This window comes from uncultured Proteiniphilum sp., from assembly GCF_937873925.1.
Taxonomy (GTDB): domain Bacteria; phylum Bacteroidota; class Bacteroidia; order Bacteroidales; family Dysgonomonadaceae; genus Proteiniphilum.
Genome location: NZ_CALNAT010000093.1, coordinates 1 through 21,886, shown reverse-complemented (window position 1 = coordinate 21,886; position 21,886 = coordinate 1). Strand labels below are relative to the sequence as shown.

At 46.3% G+C, this 21,886-nt stretch carries 20 protein-coding genes; 8 read left to right on the top strand and 12 right to left on the bottom strand.

Annotated elements, in window-relative coordinates; translation table 11 throughout:
- Positions 1 to 125 precede the first annotated feature (125 nt).
- A complete protein-coding gene (locus tag Q0502_RS06545) occupies positions 126 to 2,087 on the top strand; it encodes a DUF3857 domain-containing protein (RefSeq protein WP_298648686.1) in 1,962 nt (653 codons plus the stop codon).
- Between the two features lie 19 nt (positions 2,088 to 2,106).
- Here Q0502_RS06545 and Q0502_RS06540 read toward each other — a convergent pair whose 3' ends face one another.
- The 9 genes from Q0502_RS06540 to Q0502_RS06500 all read right to left on the bottom strand — a co-directional run bounded on the left by Q0502_RS06540 (position 2,107) and on the right by Q0502_RS06500 (position 9,981).
- A complete protein-coding gene (locus Q0502_RS06540; RefSeq protein WP_298648684.1) occupies positions 2,107 to 2,580 on the bottom strand; it encodes an Lrp/AsnC ligand binding domain-containing protein in 474 nt (157 codons plus the stop codon).
- A 123-nt stretch (positions 2,581 to 2,703) separates the two neighbouring features.
- A complete protein-coding gene (locus tag Q0502_RS06535) occupies positions 2,704 to 3,396 on the bottom strand; it encodes a 2-C-methyl-D-erythritol 4-phosphate cytidylyltransferase (RefSeq protein WP_298648681.1) in 693 nt (230 codons plus the stop codon).
- The gene (xseB, locus tag Q0502_RS06530) at positions 3,393 to 3,584 is read right to left on the bottom strand and encodes an exodeoxyribonuclease VII small subunit (protein WP_298648678.1); all 192 of its coding nucleotides are present in this window, start codon (positions 3,582 to 3,584) and stop codon (positions 3,393 to 3,395) included. The genes Q0502_RS06535 and xseB overlap by 4 nt, the downstream gene beginning before the upstream one ends.
- 112 nt (positions 3,585 to 3,696) lie before the next feature.
- Positions 3,697 to 4,965, bottom strand: a complete 1,269-nt coding sequence (gene xseA / locus Q0502_RS06525) for an exodeoxyribonuclease VII large subunit (protein ID WP_298648676.1) — start codon at positions 4,963 to 4,965, stop codon at positions 3,697 to 3,699.
- Between the two features lie 2 nt (positions 4,966 to 4,967).
- Entirely contained in the window at positions 4,968 to 6,638 is a 1,671-nt protein-coding gene (locus Q0502_RS06520) for a S8 family serine peptidase (RefSeq protein ID WP_298648674.1), read from the bottom strand.
- Positions 6,635 to 6,859, bottom strand: a complete 225-nt coding sequence (locus Q0502_RS06515; RefSeq protein WP_298648671.1) for an LPXTG cell wall anchor domain-containing protein — start codon at positions 6,857 to 6,859, stop codon at positions 6,635 to 6,637. Before Q0502_RS06515 ends, Q0502_RS06520 begins: the two co-directional genes overlap by 4 nt.
- Positions 6,843 to 7,343, bottom strand: coding sequence for a flavodoxin domain-containing protein (locus Q0502_RS06510; protein ID WP_298648668.1), 501 nt, complete (start codon positions 7,341 to 7,343; stop codon positions 6,843 to 6,845). Before Q0502_RS06510 ends, Q0502_RS06515 begins: the two co-directional genes overlap by 17 nt.
- A 5-nt stretch (positions 7,344 to 7,348) precedes the next feature.
- The gene (locus tag Q0502_RS06505; protein ID WP_298648667.1) at positions 7,349 to 8,809 is read right to left on the bottom strand and encodes an aminoacyl-histidine dipeptidase; all 1,461 of its coding nucleotides are present in this window, start codon (positions 8,807 to 8,809) and stop codon (positions 7,349 to 7,351) included.
- Between the two features lie 161 nt (positions 8,810 to 8,970).
- On the bottom strand, positions 8,971 to 9,981 hold the full coding sequence (locus tag Q0502_RS06500) for a lysylphosphatidylglycerol synthase transmembrane domain-containing protein (RefSeq protein WP_298648665.1): 1,011 nt from the start codon (positions 9,979 to 9,981) through the stop codon (positions 8,971 to 8,973).
- A gap of 172 nt (positions 9,982 to 10,153) precedes the next feature.
- Here Q0502_RS06500 and rsmA point away from each other — a divergent pair, with 172 nt between their 5' ends.
- Together rsmA and corA are read left to right on the top strand one after the other, a co-directional pair.
- Positions 10,154 to 10,954 carry a 16S rRNA (adenine(1518)-N(6)/adenine(1519)-N(6))-dimethyltransferase RsmA gene (gene rsmA / locus Q0502_RS06495; RefSeq protein WP_298648664.1) on the top strand — a complete coding sequence of 267 codons (801 nt, stop codon included), beginning with the start codon at positions 10,154 to 10,156 and terminating at the stop codon, positions 10,952 to 10,954.
- A gap of 44 nt (positions 10,955 to 10,998) precedes the next feature.
- Positions 10,999 to 11,943 (top strand): magnesium/cobalt transporter CorA, encoded by a 945-nt coding sequence (corA, locus tag Q0502_RS06490; protein WP_298648663.1) that lies wholly within the window; start codon positions 10,999 to 11,001, stop codon positions 11,941 to 11,943.
- 184 nt (positions 11,944 to 12,127) lie between these two features.
- Here the strand turns inward: corA and Q0502_RS06485 are convergent, their stop codons facing one another.
- From Q0502_RS06485 to trpS, 3 genes are all read right to left on the bottom strand, one after another.
- A complete protein-coding gene (locus tag Q0502_RS06485; RefSeq protein WP_298648661.1) occupies positions 12,128 to 13,087 on the bottom strand; it encodes a GNAT family N-acetyltransferase in 960 nt (319 codons plus the stop codon).
- 71 nt (positions 13,088 to 13,158) lie between these two features.
- Positions 13,159 to 14,058 (bottom strand): phosphatidylglycerol lysyltransferase domain-containing protein, encoded by a 900-nt coding sequence (locus Q0502_RS06480; RefSeq protein ID WP_298648658.1) that lies wholly within the window; start codon positions 14,056 to 14,058, stop codon positions 13,159 to 13,161.
- 133 nt (positions 14,059 to 14,191) lie between these two features.
- Positions 14,192 to 15,181, bottom strand: a complete 990-nt coding sequence (gene trpS, locus Q0502_RS06475) for a tryptophan--tRNA ligase (protein WP_298648655.1) — start codon at positions 15,179 to 15,181, stop codon at positions 14,192 to 14,194.
- Between the two features lie 229 nt (positions 15,182 to 15,410).
- Between trpS and Q0502_RS06470 the strand changes: the two genes are divergently transcribed.
- The 5 genes from Q0502_RS06470 to priA form a co-directional block, all read left to right on the top strand.
- On the top strand, positions 15,411 to 16,085 hold the full coding sequence (locus tag Q0502_RS06470) for a succinate dehydrogenase/fumarate reductase cytochrome b subunit (protein ID WP_298648652.1): 675 nt from the start codon (positions 15,411 to 15,413) through the stop codon (positions 16,083 to 16,085).
- 19 nt (positions 16,086 to 16,104) lie between these two features.
- A complete protein-coding gene (locus tag Q0502_RS06465) occupies positions 16,105 to 18,048 on the top strand; it encodes a fumarate reductase/succinate dehydrogenase flavoprotein subunit (protein ID WP_298648649.1) in 1,944 nt (647 codons plus the stop codon).
- A 40-nt stretch (positions 18,049 to 18,088) separates the two neighbouring features.
- Positions 18,089 to 18,844, top strand: a complete 756-nt coding sequence (locus Q0502_RS06460) for a succinate dehydrogenase/fumarate reductase iron-sulfur subunit (protein ID WP_298648647.1) — start codon at positions 18,089 to 18,091, stop codon at positions 18,842 to 18,844.
- A 310-nt stretch (positions 18,845 to 19,154) separates the two neighbouring features.
- On the top strand, positions 19,155 to 19,790 hold the full coding sequence (locus Q0502_RS06455) for a porin family protein (RefSeq protein ID WP_298648645.1): 636 nt from the start codon (positions 19,155 to 19,157) through the stop codon (positions 19,788 to 19,790).
- A 3-nt stretch (positions 19,791 to 19,793) separates the two neighbouring features.
- On the top strand, positions 19,794 to 21,886 hold a 2,093-nt coding region (gene priA / locus Q0502_RS06450), incomplete at its 3' end, for a primosomal protein N' (RefSeq protein ID WP_298648641.1).

The window sequence follows — 21,886 nt, the reverse complement described above, 5'->3', positions numbered from 1 at the left end:
ACAGGCAAATACACATTCGAGCGATATGAAGAGTTCTTCCGGTTCATTCAAACGATGAAAAACATCGAAATGAAAAACATTCATATCGAGACTCTTTAATGAAATGCACCTAACTGAAATACATAATGAAAAAAAGTGCAATTCTCTCCGCTTTCCTCTTCTTATCAATGATGGGATTCGCCCAGCAGGAAAAATATTCGCGCGATTTCGGCAGGGTAACCCAATACGAAATGGTCATGAAAGAGTACGAAAACGATCCCGATGCGGATGCCGTCATGCTTTACAATCAGGGGGAATACTACTATTCAGGAAACTATGAGCAGGGACGTTTTCTTCTTCGCATGACGAAGCAGGTAAAGATTAAAATCCTCAGGCAACCGGGTGTACAGTATGCTAATTTCGAAATTCCGATATTTAACGGAGATTCGGGTTGGGAATCTGTCGAAAGCATTGAAGCGACAACATATAATATCGACCAGGGCTTCACACAAACAAAATTGGAAGCGAAAAATATATTCGAGGAAAAAGTAAACGACAACGTGCGTGTCAAAAAAATTGCACTCTCCGACGTACGTCCCGGCTCGGTCATCGAGTTAAGCTATACGATTGTAACACCCTATTTTTTCAATATGCGCAGATGGTATTTTCAGCAACGGATACCGGTTATTTTCAGCAACTTAAGCTACAAGGCAATCCCTTATTACGAATATGTTTATATTCTTAAAGGAACCGATAAATTAGATATTTTTACTTCCAGTACACCCAGCAACGATATCCGGTTCAGGAATCTTACATATAGAGAAGTAGTTTATAACTTCGGGATGAATGATCTGCCCGCATTCAAAGATGAGGAATTTATTTCTTCCGTCGATGATTACATGATCAATATCAATTTTCAGCTTTCAAAATTTCATCATCCGAACGGAGGAAACAGGGAAATTATGACGACATGGCCCGCCATGTGCGATGAATTTCTTAAAAATGATTATTTCGGAAAATATATTAGAAATGCAGAGAAACAGGCTCCTAAAATTATTTCCGAAATTGAACTTAAAGATAAATCTGCAAAAGAAAAGATTGAAATTATCACTGAATTTGTCAAATCAAAATTCACATGGAATGGCGTCACCGGGAAGTTTGCGGATCTGGACTTAAAAGATTTCTTGAAACAGCAAAGCGGGAATGTCGGAAACATCAACTTGCTGCTTACGGGATTACTGCAATCGGAAGGGATAGAGGCCTACCCCGTCATACTGAGTACCCGGGGCAACGGGATCATCAGTTTTTTCCATCCGTTCCAACAATTTTTTAATTATGTTATTGTATTGGCGGTAGCTGATGACCGGGTTCTGCTTCTTGATGCAACCGAGCCTCTCTTGTACTATTCCGTATTGCCCGAAAGATGTATGAATGTAGACGGTTTAGTGGTAAAACCAAAATCGGAAGAATGGATCACTATCCAACAAAAAACGTCATCATTACTACAGAAAAATTTAAAATTGAAAATTATTCCCGAAACCAATACCGTTCAGTCTGAGGTAATGTATTTGTCTACAGGGCCGGATGCATACAGGCTGCGTTCGGCTTATCTCGGAAATCCCGATAATCTGATCAAATATTTAAAGGATAAAGAGCAGATCAACCTCACGAACATTGAGGTTCCGGAGATATCTCCTCTGAATAAACCCTTTACCTTTTTCTTTCAATTTGAGAGTCTGATTGATAACCATTCCGGAAAATTATTTATTAATCCGTTTTGTTCTCTGAATTTAAGTAAAAATCCATTCAGGCAATCGGACAGGACCCTTCCGGTTGACCTTGTTTATTTACAGGGAGAATCCTATAAAAGCATAATCCCGATTCCCGAAGGATATAAAATTGAATATATTCCGGAGAACCAATTGATAGAAAATGACTTGATCTCTTTTTCTTATTCAACAATAAATACGGAGAATCAACTCGTTACCGAATCCCAATTTAACTTAAAACAGTTTATTATACAACCTGAAGAATATGGAAAGTTGAAAGACGATTTCAATAAGATGATCAAAAGTCTTTCAGAGATGATTGTATTGGTGAAGGAGTGAAATGCTACGGTTGGGGAACCTACTCTCCATTCGTCTCTTTCATGATCGGAATGCCCCGTTTCACGCTTTGGCTGAGTGAAATCATGGTCTCTGTGGCTACTACGCCCGGTATTTCCTGGATCCGGTTATTCAGCAGATCCATCAGATGCTCATTGTCGCGTGCAAAGATCTTCACTAGGAGGGTATAGGGGCCGGTAGTGAAGTGGCATTCTGTCACCTCGGGAATCTTATCAAACTCAGGGATCACATTTTTATACATCGATCCTTTCTCTAATTTCACGCCGATATAAGCGCTGGAGGCATAACCAAGTACTTTCGGGTTTACATTATATCCTGATCCGGTGATTACGTCGTTTTCGATCATCCGTTGTACACGTTGATGGATGGCGGCACGCGATACACCACACTGCTCCGCAACATCTCTGAAAGGAATACGGGCATTTTGGGAAATGATCTCCAAAATCTGCCTGTCTAACTTATCTATTTTCTCCATAGGGTCTGCTTTTGATTGATCTTTCAAAAGTAATAAATTTCTATGATCTTTTGACAAAATGGAATGATTTTTTTCAAATTATTGCGATTTTCCCTACTATTTATTGAAGAAAAAGTGTAAAATCTATCGATTTGCCATCAATTGAAAGTAACACCCGGCAAGCGCCATATCGAAAGGAGTGGTGATTTTGATATTGGTCTCCTCCCCCTCCACCAGTTGAATTTCCATTCCCCATTTTTCCGCTACCGATGCATCATCAGTAAAAGAGGGATCGAAAGCGGTCTCATAGGCTTTTTTCAATTCCCCGGCCGGAAAGACCTGGGGGGTCTGCACGAGTTTCAATTGTTTCCGGTCGAGCACGCGGCTGCCTGACCCGGTTAGCTGACGCACGCTGTTCACCTCATCCACCACGGGAATTATTCCGCACTGGTTCTCAAACGAAGCATCAAAGCATCGCCCTATCAGTTCCGGTGTCACAAAAGGACGCGCGCCGTCGTGTACTCCCACCGTCTCATCTTCCGAAATCCCCCTCAATCCGTTTTTCACGGAATGGAATCGCGTCTCCCCTCCGGTCACCAACGAGTGTCGGATAATAAACCGATGTGCCTCGCATAACTGTGTCCATAATGGTTGTGCTCCTTCGGGAAGCACCACCACAATGCGCATCCTGTAGTCATAATTATGAAAAGCCCGGATGGTACGCATCAACATCGGCTCCCCGCCGACAGGTTGGAATTGTTTGGGCAACTCCCCTCCTGCCCTAAGTCCTTTTCCGCCGGCCACAATAATCACATTCTGTTTCCTTTCAGGGATCATGCGATGTCGTCTAAGATTTTCTGAAGTTCTTTATCCGTTCTGGTCAGCTTTTGCTTGCAAAAAGCAATCAGCTCCGACGCCCTTTTCACTTTTTCGGTAAGGGCATCCACATCCAGCTCACCCGATTCAATGGCGGAGACAATTGTTTCGAGTTCTTTCTTGGCTTCGGTATAGGTCACTTTTTCCATTTTCTCTTTTAAATATTCTACTTTCCAATATTATTTTCTATTACGACTTCTCCATCCCCCCGATCTCATTCAATCTTTCCTGATCTTTTTCAATCCACCCCAACCTCAGGATCTAATCTCCTTCCTGAGGCTTCTCCGGCACAACCTGCATGATGACGGAGGTAGAAACACCATCCCTGAAGCAGGTCTCAATAATATCATGGACAGAGAGATCCTGAAGCGAGGTAACAATTTTCCCGTTCTTCAGCGTGAGTGTATAACCCCGCTTAAGGATATTCGCGGGGGAAACCATCTGCATAAATTGCGCCCTGTTTTCCAATATATGGAATTGATCCTGCAACAGGCGTCTCACTCCATATCTCACCTTACCCGAAAGTTGCTGTACGGCGGCGACCTCTCTCTGCAGCATAAGGGAGGACTGATATACCAACTCCCTGGATAATGAAAAGAGATCCGATTGTTCTTTCATCAGCCGGGATTCGCTTTCAGAGACTGCTCTCTCTTCCAGATTGATCAATTCCGTCGCCGTTTTAGTAAGATGGGCGATAAAAAACTCAGCTACCGCCGTAGGTGTTTTCGCACGGGTATGAGCCACGATATCCAACACGGTAATATCCCTTTCATGGCCGATGCCGCTTATCACCGGAAGCGGGAACTGAGCTACGTTCGTGGCAAGAAGGTAGGAGTCGAAGCAGCTCAGATCGGATGAAGCTCCTCCACCCCGTATAATTGCCACAGCATCGAACAGTTCCCTGTAGTGGAACACTTTCTCCAATGCCTCTATGATGGAAGCTTCGCTCCTTTCGCCCTGCATGATCGCCGGAAACAGTTTTGTATAAAAAACAAACCGTGCGGGATTATTCGTCAACTGATTACAAAAATCCTCATACCCCGCGGCAGTGGGCGACGAGATCACCGCGATCCGGTTGACGAGTTCCGGCAGATACAATTCCCGGTTAAGCGCTAAAACCCCCTCCTCTTCCAGTTGCCTCAATACAAGCTGCCGGTTACGCACTATCTCCCCTACCGTGAATGAAGGGTCGATATCCACTACTGTGAGCGAGTACCCGTACAGTTCATGAAACTCAACCGAGACACGCACCAGTACGCTTATTCCCGAGGATAACTGCTCTCCGGTCTCACTTTCAAAATAAGCGGACAACATCTGGAATATGTTCGCCCAGATTACACCTCTTGCTTTTGCAATGATGGACTGTGTTACGGTATCTTTTTCCACAAATTCGAGATAGCAATGTCCATTACGGTTGCGGCGCACATCACTTGTTTCCGCCCGCATCCAGTAGGTCTCCGGCAGACGATCACGAATCGCATCTTTCACCTGACGGTTGAGTTCCGATAATGTAAGAGAGGATTCATTCATAATCAGATCTCTACCTTATATATACGTTGCTTAAACGGTTCTTCCGTCACAAAATAAAGGAATCGGTTACTTTTGCGAATCTTATCCGGTAAGGGTACAAACACAGTTTTATCCTCTTTGAATCGATATACTGAGATTAAACATCCCGATTGATCGAGTACCCGGAACGAGTAAGAGACCGGAGAAAAGACAGGGTCAGACAAACTCACCGTATAACCGCCAGAGTGCTGAGGGCCGATAACCCATCCGTTATCCGTAACTTTTTGGGGGTAAACCTCTAATTTTGACAGCACCTCTTTCATTGCCTTGTGAAAATCAGGAATACCATATCCATACACAGAGTCGGGACGGACATACCTGTCGGACGACCGTTTGACGATATCGAGCAGTTCCGAACGGTGCAGGGCAGGATTCACCGACCACAGCGAAGCGATCAGTCCCGTCAGAAAAGGAGAGGAGAGGGAGGTGCCGTTCGTCTGTCCGACCGATCCGTCCCGGCCGATAGTAACGGTTTCTTTCCCCACCGAGACCAGATCGGGCTTGATGCGGCCGTCGGCCGTCAATCCGTGCGAACTGAAAGAGGCAATGAGACTGTCCGTACCCACTGCTCCCACTGCCAATACATTCTTTGCATCGGCCGGCGGGGTGATCTTCTGCCATGACTTGTTACCCTCATTACCGGCGCTTACCACTATCAGTATCCCTTTTTCATAGGCTTTATCGGCTGCCATCGACATCAACGAAATACTTCCGTTCAGGCCGGCATGCGTATAATTCAATGATTTGTCGTCGAAAAGGTTATAACCCAGTGATGTATTGATGACATCCACTCCCAGGCTGTCTGCAAATTCAACAGCCCGCACCCAGTAATCTTCCTCTACGGGAAATTCACTCGAAGTATCTTCGGACCGGAGGAGCCAGTAGGTGGCTTCCGGTGCGGATCCTATCATCAATCCCGGCAAATCCGCCGCCATGGTCGACAATACTTTGGTGCCATGGTCGCTGGAGGCAAAGATACTGCCGTCAGGTACAAAATCCATATAGCCTCCCAATCTGACCGACTCAAAACGGGGGATCACATCAAAATTGGTAAATCCCGCGTCGATCATTCCTATCAGGATACCCCGACCCCTGAATCCGGCATTTGACATGGTAGTGGCATTATGCATCCTGAACTGGGCATCGGTAAAACCGTATTCAGTATCAGCATCTACCTTCTCATCACAACCGGTGGGCACTAAACGGGAACGGGCTCTCTCTCCGTGGAGGGGCCTGTTTCCCCGCCAGATATATTTTACCGAATCGACAAACGAGAGGGATTCTATATTTTCGATCCGCAGGCTGTCGCTCACCTCTACGACCAGGGTAGCGAACCACTTGCTGTATGTAACGACCTTTCCGCCCGCTTTCTCTACCAAGGTGAAATAGTCGCGTGAGACAGGAAGGTCCGATTCGTCAATTTCGACCTTCTCCTTTTTTTTTCTTTCGATTGCCCGTCCGGAAAGGAAGGTGTCCGGATTGTCCGGCGAATGGACGGTATTCCCTTTATCTTTCAGGTAAACACGGAACTTATAATATTGGGGCTCCAATGAGGCTTGTCCGGAAGAAAAAAAAGCCTGTCCGGAAGAGAAAAAAGTAAAAAGGGATAAAAGAAATGCAAACAAGTATCTCATTGGTTAAAATCCTTTTTGGAGAAGCGGTCTCTTATCTTCTGTTTTCTTTTCAGGATAAAGAAGAGCAGCAGCGCAAGCAGTAAAGATATCCCGATAATCCCAAAATATTCACTCCAGTTGCCGGATGCCTTATATCTCGGATAGGCCATCACAGCCATGATTGTAAAATAGATGAGCAACACGGCGGGGAAAAGTATATGCTTTTTAATTTTTCGACTCATTGGCAGATGACATTTTATCGGCAAAACGTTCAATTCTCTCTTTTGAGATCGCAACAACCATATCTCCTTTTTTTATCATCCGGGTAGTCACGACACGCTCCCAGAAACTCAACTTCAATTTGTCGACCTCTCCCCCAAAGTAATCACACACCACCGCCTTCCGGTTAAGAGCTTCCGGAAAAGCGTCATTCAGTTGCTGTTGCGCTTTCTCACCCGAGTAGAGACAGTTGATAAACAGCCCGAGCCGTTTTGTAGCGAGCAACTCCAGATTCTCGTTGCAAAAGGATGAGATCTCATCCTGAATTTTTCCTCCATGGATGGAACCCCCCACAATAACAGAATCGTATCCTGAAAGATCGGGCAGAAAATCTCTCCGGTTCAGATTGCAGATATCCACCTTTCCGTCTATCCGTCTGAACAATTCCCGCGCGCATTTTTCCACTGTCCCATGATTGGATGCAAAGACGATCAACGTATTGTCCATGAATATTATTTCAAATTCTGGAGAATTTCAACAAGATAATCATAACTATTTCCTACAGTAACGATCTTAACGGCCTCATCAGGCGAATGAGCTCCGGTAATGGTAGGCCCGAAAGAAACAATATCAAGATCCTGCTCCACATTCGACTGGATGATCCCGCATTCCAGGCCGGCATGGATCACAACCACCCTGGGTCTTTTGTCATATTTCTCCAGGTAAATCTTCTCCATTGTGTGCAACAACTCAGAGCCGGCATTTGGTTGCCAACCCGGGTAATCACCCTCAAATTCCACTTTAGCCCCCGCCAGACGAAAGAGACTCTCTACCGAAGAACAAACCCAGTTTTTACGGCTTTCGGAAGAACTCCTCACCAGCAGTTTTATTTCGACACCATTCCCGGAAGACGCTACAAGGGCAAGGTTGAGTGAGCTCTCCACTACTCCCGGGAAATCGGCCAGATAGCTGATCACACCATTGGGACAGCCTTCCACTGCATTAATAATGTCATCCTGCACCTCTTCCGGCAAGAGCGCGTCAGGTATATCCGTCTTCTCCGCTTTGAAGGAGATACTCTCTTCAATACCCGCAAAATCTTCCCGGAACAGGGTTTCATATTCACCCACCAGATCAATCAGGTCATCCGAAAGTGGCTCGGGAATAGTCAGTACAACAAACGATTCACGTGGGATGGCATTCCGCAGCGACCCGCCGTGTATACTGGCAATTCGGGCTTCGTAATTACTCACCACATCTTTCAGGAAGCGGTTCATCAGCTTGTTTGCATTGGCCCGTCCCAAATGGATCTGTACGCCGGAATGTCCTCCTTTCAATCCCTGCAAGCTCACTTTATAGGCAACATCCCCTTCGATCGCTTTATCGGGCTGAAACCGGAAAGATACATTCACATCCCTTCCGCCGGCACAGCCTATGCAGAGTTCGCCATCCTCCTCCGTATCGAGATTGAGCATTATTGAACCTTCCAGAAATCCTTTCTCCAGACCGTTTGCACCATCCATCCCTACTTCCTCGTCGATAGTAAAAAGCGCTTCAAGCCCGGGATGCTGTAATGTATTATCTTCCAGAATCGCCATCATCATGGCACAACCTATGCCGTTGTCGGCGCCCAGCGTGGTGGCACGGGCTTTCACCCATTCACCGTCGATATATGTTTCTATGGGATCTGCGGCAAAGTCGTGCTTCACGTCCGCATTTTTCTGAGGCACCATATCGAGGTGCGACTGTAAGATCACTCCCTTACTGCCTTCATACCCTTTAGAGGCTGGTTTCCTGATCACCACATTCCCCGTTTCGTCCTGTTTTGTTTCCAGATTAAGCGCTTTTCCAAAATCCATTATGAACCGGGTCACCTCTTTCATCTGTCCCGTTGGACGAGGTATCTGTGTGAGTGAATAGAAATGTTTCCAAACCCTTTGCGGATCTAAATTCAAAATTTCTGCTGCAGCCATATCATTATATTTTTCGTTATTTTTCCCTAAAGCTAGACTTTTTCTGCGCCCGGCATAATCAAGTAAACTCAGTTATTTTCCCGCAACGGCATAATGCAAACAAGTTTGCTTTCTGCACCTTGCTTATCGACAACGTTCGGTTTGTCGCCAGTTATCCCCAGTTATCCTCTGTACTCGCTTATCGAAAAAGTTCTCTTCACATAGGGGATGGCGAGTACGCCGAAAAGGCCGTAAAGGATCTGCCATACCGACTGGATTATGAATACTGCTCCGGCAAAGGCAAGCGCTTCCTTTTCCGTGACTCCCAGAATGAGGAGCGAAGAGATCACCACGAAATGCCACGGCCCTATTCCTCCCTGCACAGGGACAGAGATACCGATATTGGTCATTGCAAAAACGATCAAACCGGCCAGAGGACCAAGCCCTTTCGTAAAATCGAATGCATAAAAGCAAATGTAAAAATACAAATAAAAACACAACCAGACCAGGATCGTATAAATTATTATGCGTTTTTTCTCCTTCATCTCCGAAATAAGCTTCAGGTCATACTTCAACGTAGTGAAGAATTTATTGACCTTCATCATAACGGAGGTTTTTCTGAAAACTGTAAACAGTAACCCCATAATCAGCAGGAGGGCACCCAAACCCACGTACATCCAAGCGGATGAAAACAGGTTCGTAAAACTATCCGCCAGCTGGGAATTATCGTGGAGATAGGAGACAAAAAAATCGATGTAAAGCGCCACACTGATAAAAATAATAGCCAATCCCGCTACAATATCCACCATCTTATCTACCAGGAAGGTCTCAAGGGTTTTCGGGAAAGGAATCTTATCATATTTACTCACCACTGCACAACGCCATATATCTCCGGCACGCGGGAGCACAAAGTTCACGGCATAATTTCCGAGGGTGGCATACAGTAGGCTGGCTCTTGGAGGACGGTATCCAAGCGAGTTCACGAACAATTCCCATCTTAATCCCCTGATTATATTCCCTATCAGGCCAAAAACAAGGGAGGAGCCAATCACACCGAGATTGGCTGATTTTATGATATACCATAACTCCCTCATATCCGTATTCCTGTACATCGCCCAAATAATAAGTAATCCGAGCGACAGGGAAAAGAGGGTCTTCAATAGACTCTTGACCGAATCCAAATTCACTTTCACCTGTTATCGATTATTATCTCATACAATAAGGATAGTCACTTCTTAATCAAAGGCAACCAAACGCACCTGCTCAACGGCCGTATCTCATTTTTTATGAACGCATTTGTCCTGATTTACGTAATAAAATGTTACCTTTGCGGCGGTAAAGATAAGGAATAATCGTCATATTACAATGTTTCCGGTAAAAGCAAAAAAAAACCTGGGACAGCATTTCCTTAAAGATAAGGAGATAGCGTGTCGCATTGCGGCAACCCTCGAGCGGTTTCCTTCGCTTCCCGTTCTGGAAGTGGGGGCCGGGACAGGTGTGCTTACCGAATTCCTGCTGAAAAACGAAAGAGAACTCACCGTCGTGGAGATCGACCGTGAATCGGTTGCTTACCTCAGGGAATATTACCCCGAACTGGACGGTAAAATTCTGGAGCAGGATTTTCTCCGGATGGATCTCGCGCAACACTTCGACGGGCCTTTTTGCATTATCGGCAATTATCCCTACAATATCTCATCGCAAATTTTTTTCAAAGTACTCGACAACAAGGACTCCGTCCCCTGCTGTGCGGGTATGATTCAAAAGGAGGTTGCGGAACGCATGATCGCTTCACCGGGCAGCAAGGCCTACGGCATCCTGACTGTGTTACTGCAGGCATGGTACGATGTAGAGTATCTCTTCACGGTGAATGAACAGGCGTTTATTCCTCCGCCCAAGGTCAAATCGGCAGTTGTGCGGCTTACCCGCAACAAGCGAAAGCATCTCAACTGCAATGAGAAGTTATTCAAAATGGTAGTGAAGACCGGTTTTAACCAGCGACGAAAAATGCTCCGCAACTCCGTCAGATCACTACTGTCCGAAGAGAGCCCTTTGCCCGACGACCCCATGCTCACGAAACGACCTGAGCAATTGTCGATCGAACAGTTCGAAGAGTTGACCAACCTGTTGGAACCGTTGGTCAAACAAGCTCAGCCGGAAGAGAGATAGACCATTTTTGAACTAATTTTAATCACGATCAAAAAAGAGACACCATGGCGGAAGTAAAACTTTTTTATCATAAAGACGGCATCGTGAGATTGAGCCGCAGCCTCGATTTTCTAAAGTCAAACCCTATCGGGAATTTCCTCTGGATCGACCTTAACGATGTGGATGAGGAAGTAGAGAACGAACTCGAGGATTTCCTCAAAATATATATTCAGGAAGAGGAAGAGATGATCGAGATCGAGATGTCATCCCGTTATATAGAAACCAACGACACGCTGGTAGTCAACTCCAACTTTCTGCTATCCAATTTTGAAACCGACCCCGTATCGTTTATCCTCAAAAATAATATCCTGGTGACCGTCCGCGGTGAAGAGCTGATCTCATTTCACGAGACGGTAAAAAAGATATCGGCCAACCCCAGGAACTATCCCACCGGAGCGCATGTGCTGGTGGCGCTCCTGGAGACCCGCGTAGAATACGATGCCGATATGATTGAGAACATGACCCAGAAGATCACACAGTTGAGTAACTCTTTATCATTGCAGGAAGCCGATGCGGAATTGCTGTCGGAAATCAAGAACCTGCAGGAAAAAACAATGATGCTCCGCGAGAATATCATTGATAAACAACGCGTGGTGTCGAGCATGCTACGGAGTGAATTTATCCCTGCCGAGCTGCAACCCAAGCTTACCATGATCATCAAGGACATCAACTCGCTGGTGGAGCATATCAAATTCAGTTTCGACCGTCTGGACTATCTGCAGGACACCTTCCTGGGGTACGTAAATATAGAACAGAACAAGATCATTAAAATATTCACCATCGTCTCGGTGATCTTCATGCCCCCCACACTTATCGCGAGTATCTACGGAATGAACTTCGACATTATGCCTGAACTGCATAAAAAATGGGGGTATCCCGGCGCCATCCTTTTGATGGTTCTCTCGTCACTTTTTATCCTCTATTATTTCAAAAAGAAGAAGTGGCTATAATTCGATGGTTATTCGACAGCTATTCGATGGTTATTATATTGTAATTGAGTAATAACATGAGCGCGGAGCGAATGAATAACGCACGCAGTGTAACTAACCCGAATGCAGTGATTGAATAACGGCGTAAGCCGAGTAACAACGAAGTTGAATAACGTGAACGAAGGGAATAACAGCGTAGCTGAATTTATTCGAGCATAAAATGCATTTGCGGTTCTTTCTCAGGAAAGAGGGTATTGAACGGCTTCGCCTTTTCGGAGGTATGGTATCCCAGAAGCAGTTGCGCCAATTCCCTTATGTCAACCGTGAGTGCAGATTCAACAGGGGAGGAATCCCCCCCGCCCGTCTGCGGCGTGTTTTCCTTGTCCGAAAGCGTTTCTTCCCCGCCCTTCCCCCCGGACTCAGTCACAAGGGGCCTTCTCTCGACCTTTCCATCCGTCACGGTAAAGACAGCGTTGTTATCTTTCAGCAACTCGTCATGAACAATAATAGAGAATGATTGCCGGGGATAACGATCGGCAAAGAGGGAGAGTAATCTTTCAGCATCGATTACGCGCGCCATTCCCTTTAAGCTCCTTTTGGTCGGAAAATCAAAAAGCGCCGCTTCTTCCACCATGGCATAAAAGTCGTCGAAAGATTTTTGAAGGGTCATATCTTTTTGCCTGAACAGGGTGTTAAATTCCCTGAAGGCCGCGCCCAGATCGCCGGGGTACCTGCCGGTCAATTCTTTCAGCGAAGGTAACTCCTCTGTTCCGTCGTCAAAGGTTTGTGCGAAGCCGTACCGGTCATAAAATTTCAGCAGCCATTCTTCCTGAGGGACAAGCAGCATCAGCGGCACATCTTTGCGGGCCGCCTCCTCAAAACTTTTCACCAGCAGCTGCCGCATATATCCTTTCTTCCGGTATCCCGGCAACGTAGAAACGCCGGAAAGGTATAGCACGGGGATTTCCCTTCCACAAAAAGTGAACCGGTAGGGCAGCATCTGCAGTGAAGCCACAACATGCTCCTCCTCCAAGTACAACAGGCTGTTTTCATCACGGTATTTGTGACGAAAATAGATCTCCATATAGTCATCAGGATCGTCGAAGACAGTTTTCCACATCTTCCAAACCTGTTGTCTTGTCGTTTCATCGGCGAACTGGATCATATCCTTTATTTTTTAAGACACAAAAAAATATCTTCTACCCCGAAAAACGGTTACATATCTTCACACAAAAATTATTGCTTAAATCTCGCATTGTATTTTTCGAGCAGGATATCAGGATGATAGGATAATTTGGCCTGGCGGAGATTGTCTATACCCATATCCTCTTCCCTGTTCACATAGAGAAAGCCAGAAGCCTCATTTTCAATAAATTGCTGATTAATAATAGCATACGCACCATGAATGGAGGTAAATGCTTTTTCCACATGTACCACAAGTGTATCTTCGGTAAGCGGCTCACCAATGGTAAAGGCGGCAATTTCGTTGTCCACACAAACCAATCCCCCTTTCAGGTTAAGGTATTCAAAATTGTCGAGCATCAAGGTAGTGGCATAATCATCATAGACCAGTGACGTGTCTTTCTCTTCTTTATTCACTTTCATCCACTTGTCGAGCATATTCTTACATTCTTCCACCAATACTCGGTTTCCGGTAAGGGAATAATACTTCCAATCATTTTCCCGTTTGAATCGGTTGATATGGTTTCGTTTACTCTGCAGTTTTTTGCCTTTGAGATAGATCAGTTTTTCGGTCGTGTAGATATAGTCGGAGACAGATCTGTTCAACTTGTAGTCGAACTGACCCGGCATTGCGGTTTCAATCTCCTCCATCATCTCCCTTGTCAGACCCCGCAACTGAAAAGGGGAGCTGAACGACGAATGATCTTCCTGAATAAGATCGATGGCTCCCTTCAGGTCACCCGTTCCCACCGGTTTGAGATAGGAGTTCCGGCCGCTATTATCTTTAAATCTGATAAACAGCCAATTATCGGTTACTGCAAATTGTGTATCGAATTTCCTTCCCCAACAATACAAATTGGTAAAGCAGAGATCTGAAGCTCTGTAATTTTGGTGCCGGAGATACGGATTGATGACGTCTCTGTCTTTTAATTCAAGCGATTTAAATATCAGCATACAGGCGAACTTTCTTTTTCTTATTTCTGAGTGAACAACCAACCGATTGAAAAGTTTACACGGAATGAGCCGTCATTTTGTTTCCGCCGGTAAAAAATCCGCTCCTACCCGATAAAACAAGGGGTACCGGGCTTTAAAATTGCCTGAATCCTACGATTTCTCTCACTCCTTCTATGGTTTCCCGTGCACTTTCCCTTGCTCTTTCCGCCCCTTCAAGGGTTACTTTACGCAGGTAAGTATCATCTTTTTCTATTTCCAGTATCCGTTCCCGTATAGGTGAAGTTACCCTGATAATATCTTCGGCCAGTTGCTTTTTCAGGTCGCCGTAACGGATTTTACAGGTGTTCCACTGATCTTCATAATGGTGTACCACTTCGGGCGTAGAGACCACGCGAAGCAGGGTAAATAGATTTTCGATATAATCGGGCTTTACGGAGTTGGGCTCCGTAGGTCCCGAGTCGGTGAGCGCCTTCTTCACTTTCTTTTCAATCTCTTTCGGGCTTTCACCCAGATAAATGGCATTCCCTTCCGACTTACCCATTTTCCCACTGCCGTCGAGTCCCGGAATTTTCACCAGTTCTTCTCCGAAATTATAGGCCACCGGCTCCTTGAAATATTCCACTCCGTAGAAATTATTGAAGCGCCGGGCAAACCGGCGGGTCATCTCCAGATGTTGCTCCTGATCCTTTCCCACAGGCACTTTATCGGCACGATGGATAAGGATATCCGCCGCCATCAGCGTGGGATAGGTAAGCAATCCTGCGTTCACGTTCTCAGGTTGCTTGCGCGCTTTCTCTTTGAATGAAACGGTTTTGGAAAGTTCACCCAGATAAGCATGCATATTCAGATAGAGATACAATTCCGCTGTCGCATGCAGATCGCTCTGAACATAGATCACCGATTTTTCAGGATCGATCCCTGCGGCCAGATAATCCACCAACACGTTTTTTACGTTTTCATGCAGCATCTTCGGATCGGGATGCGTAGTGAGGGAATGTATGTCGGCAATAAAGAAATAACATTTGTTTTCCTCCTGCATCCGGATAAAATTGCGCAACGCACCGAAATAATTTCCCAAATGCAAATTTCCTGTGGAACGAATACCGCTTAATACTATATCCATAATCAGTTACAATTCTTTTTGAACGCACAAAGATAACAAAATTCGGTGAAAGGAGGGAAATCTGTTCCTGCAAAGAGTAATTAAAGAAAAATTTCATCAAATAGTTCTCTGTAAATGCATAAAAAGTTGTACTTTTGTAGGCCGGAACCAATAGTTTTACTTCGGTGATTGCAAAATGAGGAATGTAAAAAAATAATAAATAAAAATAATTTTTTAAAAAGAGAACTTTATGAGTTGGCTAATCAAATCATCTATCGGACGAAAATTTGTCCAAAGCATTTCCGGCCTTTTTCTGATTCTGTTCCTGCTTTTCCACATGTCAATGAACGTGGTGCTCATCTTCAGCTATGACACCTATAATTTCCTAGCCAATGAAATACTTGGCGCCAACTGGTGGGCGATTTTAGGGACGGGCGTCATCGCGCTGGGTTTTGTTATCCACATTCTGTACGGGATTATCCTGACGCTGCAAAACCGAAAAGCCCGGGGGAAGGACAAGTATGCTTCTTCAAGTAAGACCCCTACCACCTGGTCGTCACAGAACATGTTTGTCCTGGGGCTGTTTTTATTTTTGTTCCTGATCTTACACCTCTATCAGATGTGGTATCAGATGCAATTCAAAGAACTTTTCATGATGGAAGGTGCCCGGCATGACGGCGCTCAACTGGTGGCAGAAGTATTTTCCAACCTTTGGGTCGTGATTGTCTATGTGATCGCTTTCATCGCCTTGTGGTTGCATCTGACACACGGTTTCTGGAGCGCTCTCCATACCGCCGGCCTGAATAATACTGTCTGGATGAAACGGATCAAAGTCCTCGGGAATATCGTATCGACCGTTATATCCCTGGGATTTATCATTGTGGCTATAGCCATGTATCTCGGATACTCCAACCTGTTAGGATAACAAAAAGAAATTGAATATTATGAACAAGATAAATTCTAAAATACCCGAAGGGCTTCTCGCAGAGAAATGGACGAATTACAAGAACCATCAAAAACTAGTCAATCCGGCCAATAAACGCCGCCTCGATATCATTGTGGTGGGTACGGGACTGGCCGGTGCATCGGCAGCCGCATCATTAGGTGAACTCGGTTTCAACGTACTGAATTTCTGTATCCAGGATTCTCCCCGCCGCGCGCACTCCATTGCTGCGCAGGGAGGTATCAATGCCGCCAAGAATTATCCGAACGACGGCGATTCTGTCTATCGTTTATTTTATGATACGATCAAAGGGGGTGACTACCGTGCCCGCGAAGGCAACGTATATCGTCTGGCGGAAGTTTCCAACAGTATCATAGACCAGTGTGTAGCCCAGGGAGTTCCTTTCGCACGCGAATACGGGGGGCTGCTCGACAACCGCTCCTTCGGCGGGGCGCAGGTATCCCGCACATTCTATGCCCGTGGGCAGACAGGACAGCAATTGTTGCTGGGAGCCTACTCGGCATTGAGCCGCGCAGTGCACCGCAAACAGGTGAAACTCTATACCCGTTACGAAATGGTAGACCTGGTCATCATCGATGGCCGTGCCAGGGGTATTATCGCCCGCAATCTGGTAACCGGAAAACTGGAACGTTTTGCGGCCCATGCCGTGGTGATCGCCTCAGGCGGATATGGCAACACCTTCTTCCTGTCTACCAATGCAATGACCTCCAACGGTTCGGCAGCATGGCAGTGCTACAAAAAAGGAGCCTACTTCGCCAATCCGTGCATGACGCAGATACACCCCACCTGTATTCCGGTGCATGGGGAGTTCCAGTCAAAACTCACCCTTATGTCGGAATCATTGCGTAACGACGGACGCATCTGGGTTCCGAAAAAACTGGAAGACGCGAAAGCCATCCGTGAAGGGAAACTGAGACCGACCGATATCAAGGAAGAAGACCGCGATTACTATCTGGAGCGCCGTTACCCGGCATTCGGGAACCTTGTGCCGCGTGACGTGGCCTCCCGCGCCGCAAAAGAGCGATGTGACGCCGGTTACGGTGTAGGTAACACCGGGCTGGCCGTCTATCTCGACTTTGCCGAAGCAATCGGACGTCTCGGCAGAGATGTGGTGGAAGCCCGCTACGGCAACCTGTTCCAGATGTACGAAAAGATCGTGGACGACAATCCCTATGAAACACCGATGATGATCTATCCTGCCATTCACTACACCATGGGCGGTATCTGGGTGGATTATGAACTCATGACCAGCGTCCCCGGACTGTTTGCCATCGGCGAGGCCAATTTCTCCGACCATGGAGCCAACCGCCTGGGGGCATCGGCGCTTATGCAGGGATTAGCCGACGGATACTTTATCCTGCCCTATACCATACAGAACTACCTGGCCGACCAGATCAATGTGCTGCGCTTCAAAACCGACACACCGGAATTTGAACAGGCCGAAAAAGAGATCAAAGACAGAATAGACCGGTTGATGAATATCAAAGGAACACATTCCGTAGATCATATTCACAAGGAATTGGGGCATATTATGTGGGATTTTGTCGGAATGGGACGTGATGCGGAAGGATTGAAACAGGCGATCGAAAAGTTGAAAGAGTTGAAAAAGGACTTCTGGACTAATTTACGCATACCGGGCAATAAAGAGACACTCAATGTGGAACTTGAGAAGGCGTTGCGCCTGGCAGATTTCATCGAAATCGGCGAACTGATGGCACACGATGCGTTGGACAGGGAAGAATCCTGCGGCGGTCACTTCCGAGTAGAGCATCAAACCTCCGAAGGTGAAGCATTGCGCCACGACGAGCAGTTCGCATATGTTTCCTGCTGGGAGTATCAGGGGGAAGACAAAGCTCCGGAGATGTATAAGGAACCGCTTAATTATGAGTTTGTGGTTCGTCAGCAAAGGAACTATAAATCTTAAACTGTTGATGAATAACGGGTAAACTTAAAAAACAACGATCATGGATAAAGATATCAACATAAAAGTAAAAGTTTGGCGTCAGAACGGACCGAAAGAAAAAGGGCACTTTGAAACTTACTCATTGGAAAAGATCTCACAGGGAAGTTCCTTCCTGGAGATGCTCGATATCCTGAATGAGCAACTCATCAACGAGGGTAAAGATCCGGTGGTCTTCGACCATGACTGCCGCGAAGGGATCTGCGGTATGTGCAGCCTCTACATCAATGGCCATCCTCACGGCCCCGACCGGGGTATTACCACCTGCCAGCTCCATATGCGCCGGTTCAACGACGGGGATACCATCACTGTAGAGCCGTGGCGCTCTGCCGGGTTCCCCATCATCAAAGACCTGATAGTGGACAGAACGGCTTTCGATAAAATTATTCAGGCCGGCGGTTATGTTTCGGTCAATACCGGCGGCATTCCCGATGCCAATGCGATCCCGATTCCGCGCGATGATGCCGAAATGGCGATGGATGCCGCGGCATGTATCGGGTGTGGCGCCTGTGTAGCCGCATGTAAGAACGGATCGGCCATGCTATTTGTGTCGGCTAAGGTGAGCCAGCTCGCATTACTGCCGCAAGGCCGTGTGGAGGCTGCCAGACGTGCCAAATCGATGGTTGCAAAGATGGATGAACTGGGCTTCGGCAACTGTACCAATACCGGTGCCTGCGAAGTGGAATGCCCGAAGAACATCTCCATCACCAATATCGCACGGTTGAACCGCGAATTTCTGAAAGCGAAATTCAGGGATTAAGTAGAATAAAGAGTAAAGAATAAAGATAATTTATCGATGTGATAATGAGTAAATCCAAAATCTAAGTATCTTGGTTCTTGAATCCTGGCTCTTGGCTCTAAAACAAAAAAGCGTTTTATACTCCTTGGTTATAGGAGAGAAACGCTTTTTTTGTAATAATTGTAATGCCATGATACATGTGGCGAGAATACTATCTCAATTTTATGGTTTATTCAACAACCAATAGCCAATCTTTTTTGTTTAATCAATGTCATATATGTAAATTAGCCTTTTTTTGGGCAAAGCAAATGTTTTACTAAACAGACCAAATATGAAAAAAGTAAAGATCATCAGAAACAGCATGTTGATAGTACTGCTGTCCATGCTCGTACTACCCGCCTTTTCCCAGGTCAGATTCGGCGTAAAGGCAGAGGTGGGATTGAATAATCCCAGTTTCAGCAGTGAAGTATTTGAAGTGGAAAACCTGACATCATACAGCATAGGCCCCTCCCTTGAAATGATGTTCCCTTTTGCTGTAGCGGATTTTGGCATTGAAGCTTCGTTACTATACAACGATAACCGCATGACCGTCTCCAACCTGACCGGCGAAACCCGGACGAGTAGTGATGTATCGAACCGTTACCTCAATCTTCCGGTCAATGCAAAAGCGAAATTCGGTCTGGGGGGGCTTCCTTTAAAGTTGTTTGCTACCGCAGGTCCTTATGTCGGCTATCTGATCTCCGGCGATAAGATCGATCTCAACGACATCCAAAAGGACATCAAAGCCAAGGAATTTCAGGCAGGAGCTAATATTGGTGTGGGCATAGAACTGCTGAGAATGTTTCAGGTAGGGCTAAACTATGGGGTACAACTGACCGATAATTATGCATTGGATGAGCCCAACTGGCGAGATCCTTTAAACGGCAAGACACAAACCTGGAGTATTACGGGAGCCATCTATTTTTAATACATGTATGCTGATGTAATATTACCGCTTCCCCTTTCCGGTCTGTTCACCTACGCTATTCCGGCGGAGATGCAAGATAGGATCAGGCGGGGGATGAGGATAACCGTACCCTTCGGAAGACGCAAATATTACACCGCTATTGTAACCAGGGTACACCGGCAATCCCCGGGGAACTTTACCATCAAGGAAATCCATTCCTTTGTCGATTCAACGCCTGTTGTAACCGAACAACAGTTGGATCTGTGGGAGTGGATCTCTTTTTATTATCTTTCTTCGGCAGGCGATGTATTCAAAGCTGCGCTACCCTCCCCTTTGATGCCGGCCGACCTGCAACCCGGCTTTGTCCCGAAAAATGAAATACACCTCCAGATCAATCCTACGCTGGATGATGTTGCTATTACCGCAGCCATTGGAAGAGCACAGAAACAGCAATTGTTGCTGGACGAGATTATCTGGTTCTTCACCGAAACCGGCCGGCAGAGTATCAGCAAGAAAGAGGTAAGAGAGTTGACAGGTCATTCCCCGGCGGTACTGAACGGGTTACTTCAGAAAGAGATATTACATCCTTTTATCGTAGAGACAAGTCGTCTCCGTCCGAAAACCACTCCTACCCGCAATCCTTATCCGCTAAGCGAAGAGCAACAGAAAGCAGCGGATGCTATTCAAAGCAGTTTTTCCGGTAAGCAGACCGTTCTTTTGCACGGAGCTACTTCCAGCGGAAAAACGGAGATCTATATCCATCTTATCCGACAGCTTCTTACCGAAGGCAAACAGACACTTTACCTTCTTCCGGAGATTGCTTTGACCACGCAGCTCACGCAACGGCTACAAGCTGTTTTCGGCGATAAAATAGGTATTTATCACTCCGGAATCAACGAGCAGGAGCGGGCAGAGATCTGGCTGAAGATGTTATCCGAAACACCTTATGAAATTATATTGGGGGTACGCTCCTCCCTTTTCCTTCCTTTCCACCGGTTAGGTCTTGTGATCGTGGATGAAGAACACGAAACAAGCTATAAGCAACAGGACCCCTCGCCCCGCTATCAGGCACGCGACACAGCCATCATGCTGGCCCGTATATCGGGAGCAAAAACGCTGCTGGGCTCAGCTACCCCTTCCCTTGAATCCTATTATAACGCCCAAACCGGAAAATATGGGTTGGTAACAATGAATGAACGTTTCGGCAATATTGAGCCACCCCTGATCAGGCTGGAAAACACGGGAGAGTTGCGCCGCCGGAAGAAAATGAAAACAGTGCTCGTACCGGCGCTGATAGAGGAGATAAACAAGGCGCTGGAAAACGGCGAACAGACTATTCTCTTTCGCAACCGCCGCGGTTTCGCCCCCATCGTCGAATGCACGGCATGTGCCTGGACCCCCAAATGCAGGCGCTGTGACGTCACGCTCACCTATCACAAAAGGGCACACAGGTTGGTTTGCCATTATTGCAACGCCTCATACCCTTTGCCGGTAGAGTGTCCCTCTTGCCACGGCAGAGAGTTGAAATCTCTCGGAGTGGGTACGGAACGGCTGGAAGAAGAAGTATCCCAGCTTTTTCCGGGTGCAGTAGTAGCCAGGATGGATACAGATACCACACACGGTAAGGATTCATTCGAGCACCTTATCAATGATTTTCAGCATAACCGGATCCAGATTCTGGTGGGTACGCAGATGCTTTCAAAAGGACTGGATTTCGGGAATGTACGGGTGGTAGGCATTATTGCTGCGGATTCGCTGCTGAACTATCCTGATTTCCGTTCCCATGAGCGGGGTTTCCAGTTGATTACACAGGCTGCAGGACGAGCCGGTCGCAAAAATAAACAGGGAACAGGTATCATTCAGACAACCGACCCGGGACAACCCATTTACAGGTTTATCACCGGCAATGATTATGAGGGTTTTTTTAATTCCCAGATTTCGGAGAGAAAACTGTTTAAATATCCTCCGTTTACCCGTTTAATTTCCATTGTACTGAAACACAGAGATGAACAGACAGTGGAGTCGGGAGCTACCTTTTTTTCCCATCTGCTAAAACACTCACTTGGGCATAGCATGCAGGGGCCTAACAAACCTGTGATCAGCCGTATTCAACAATA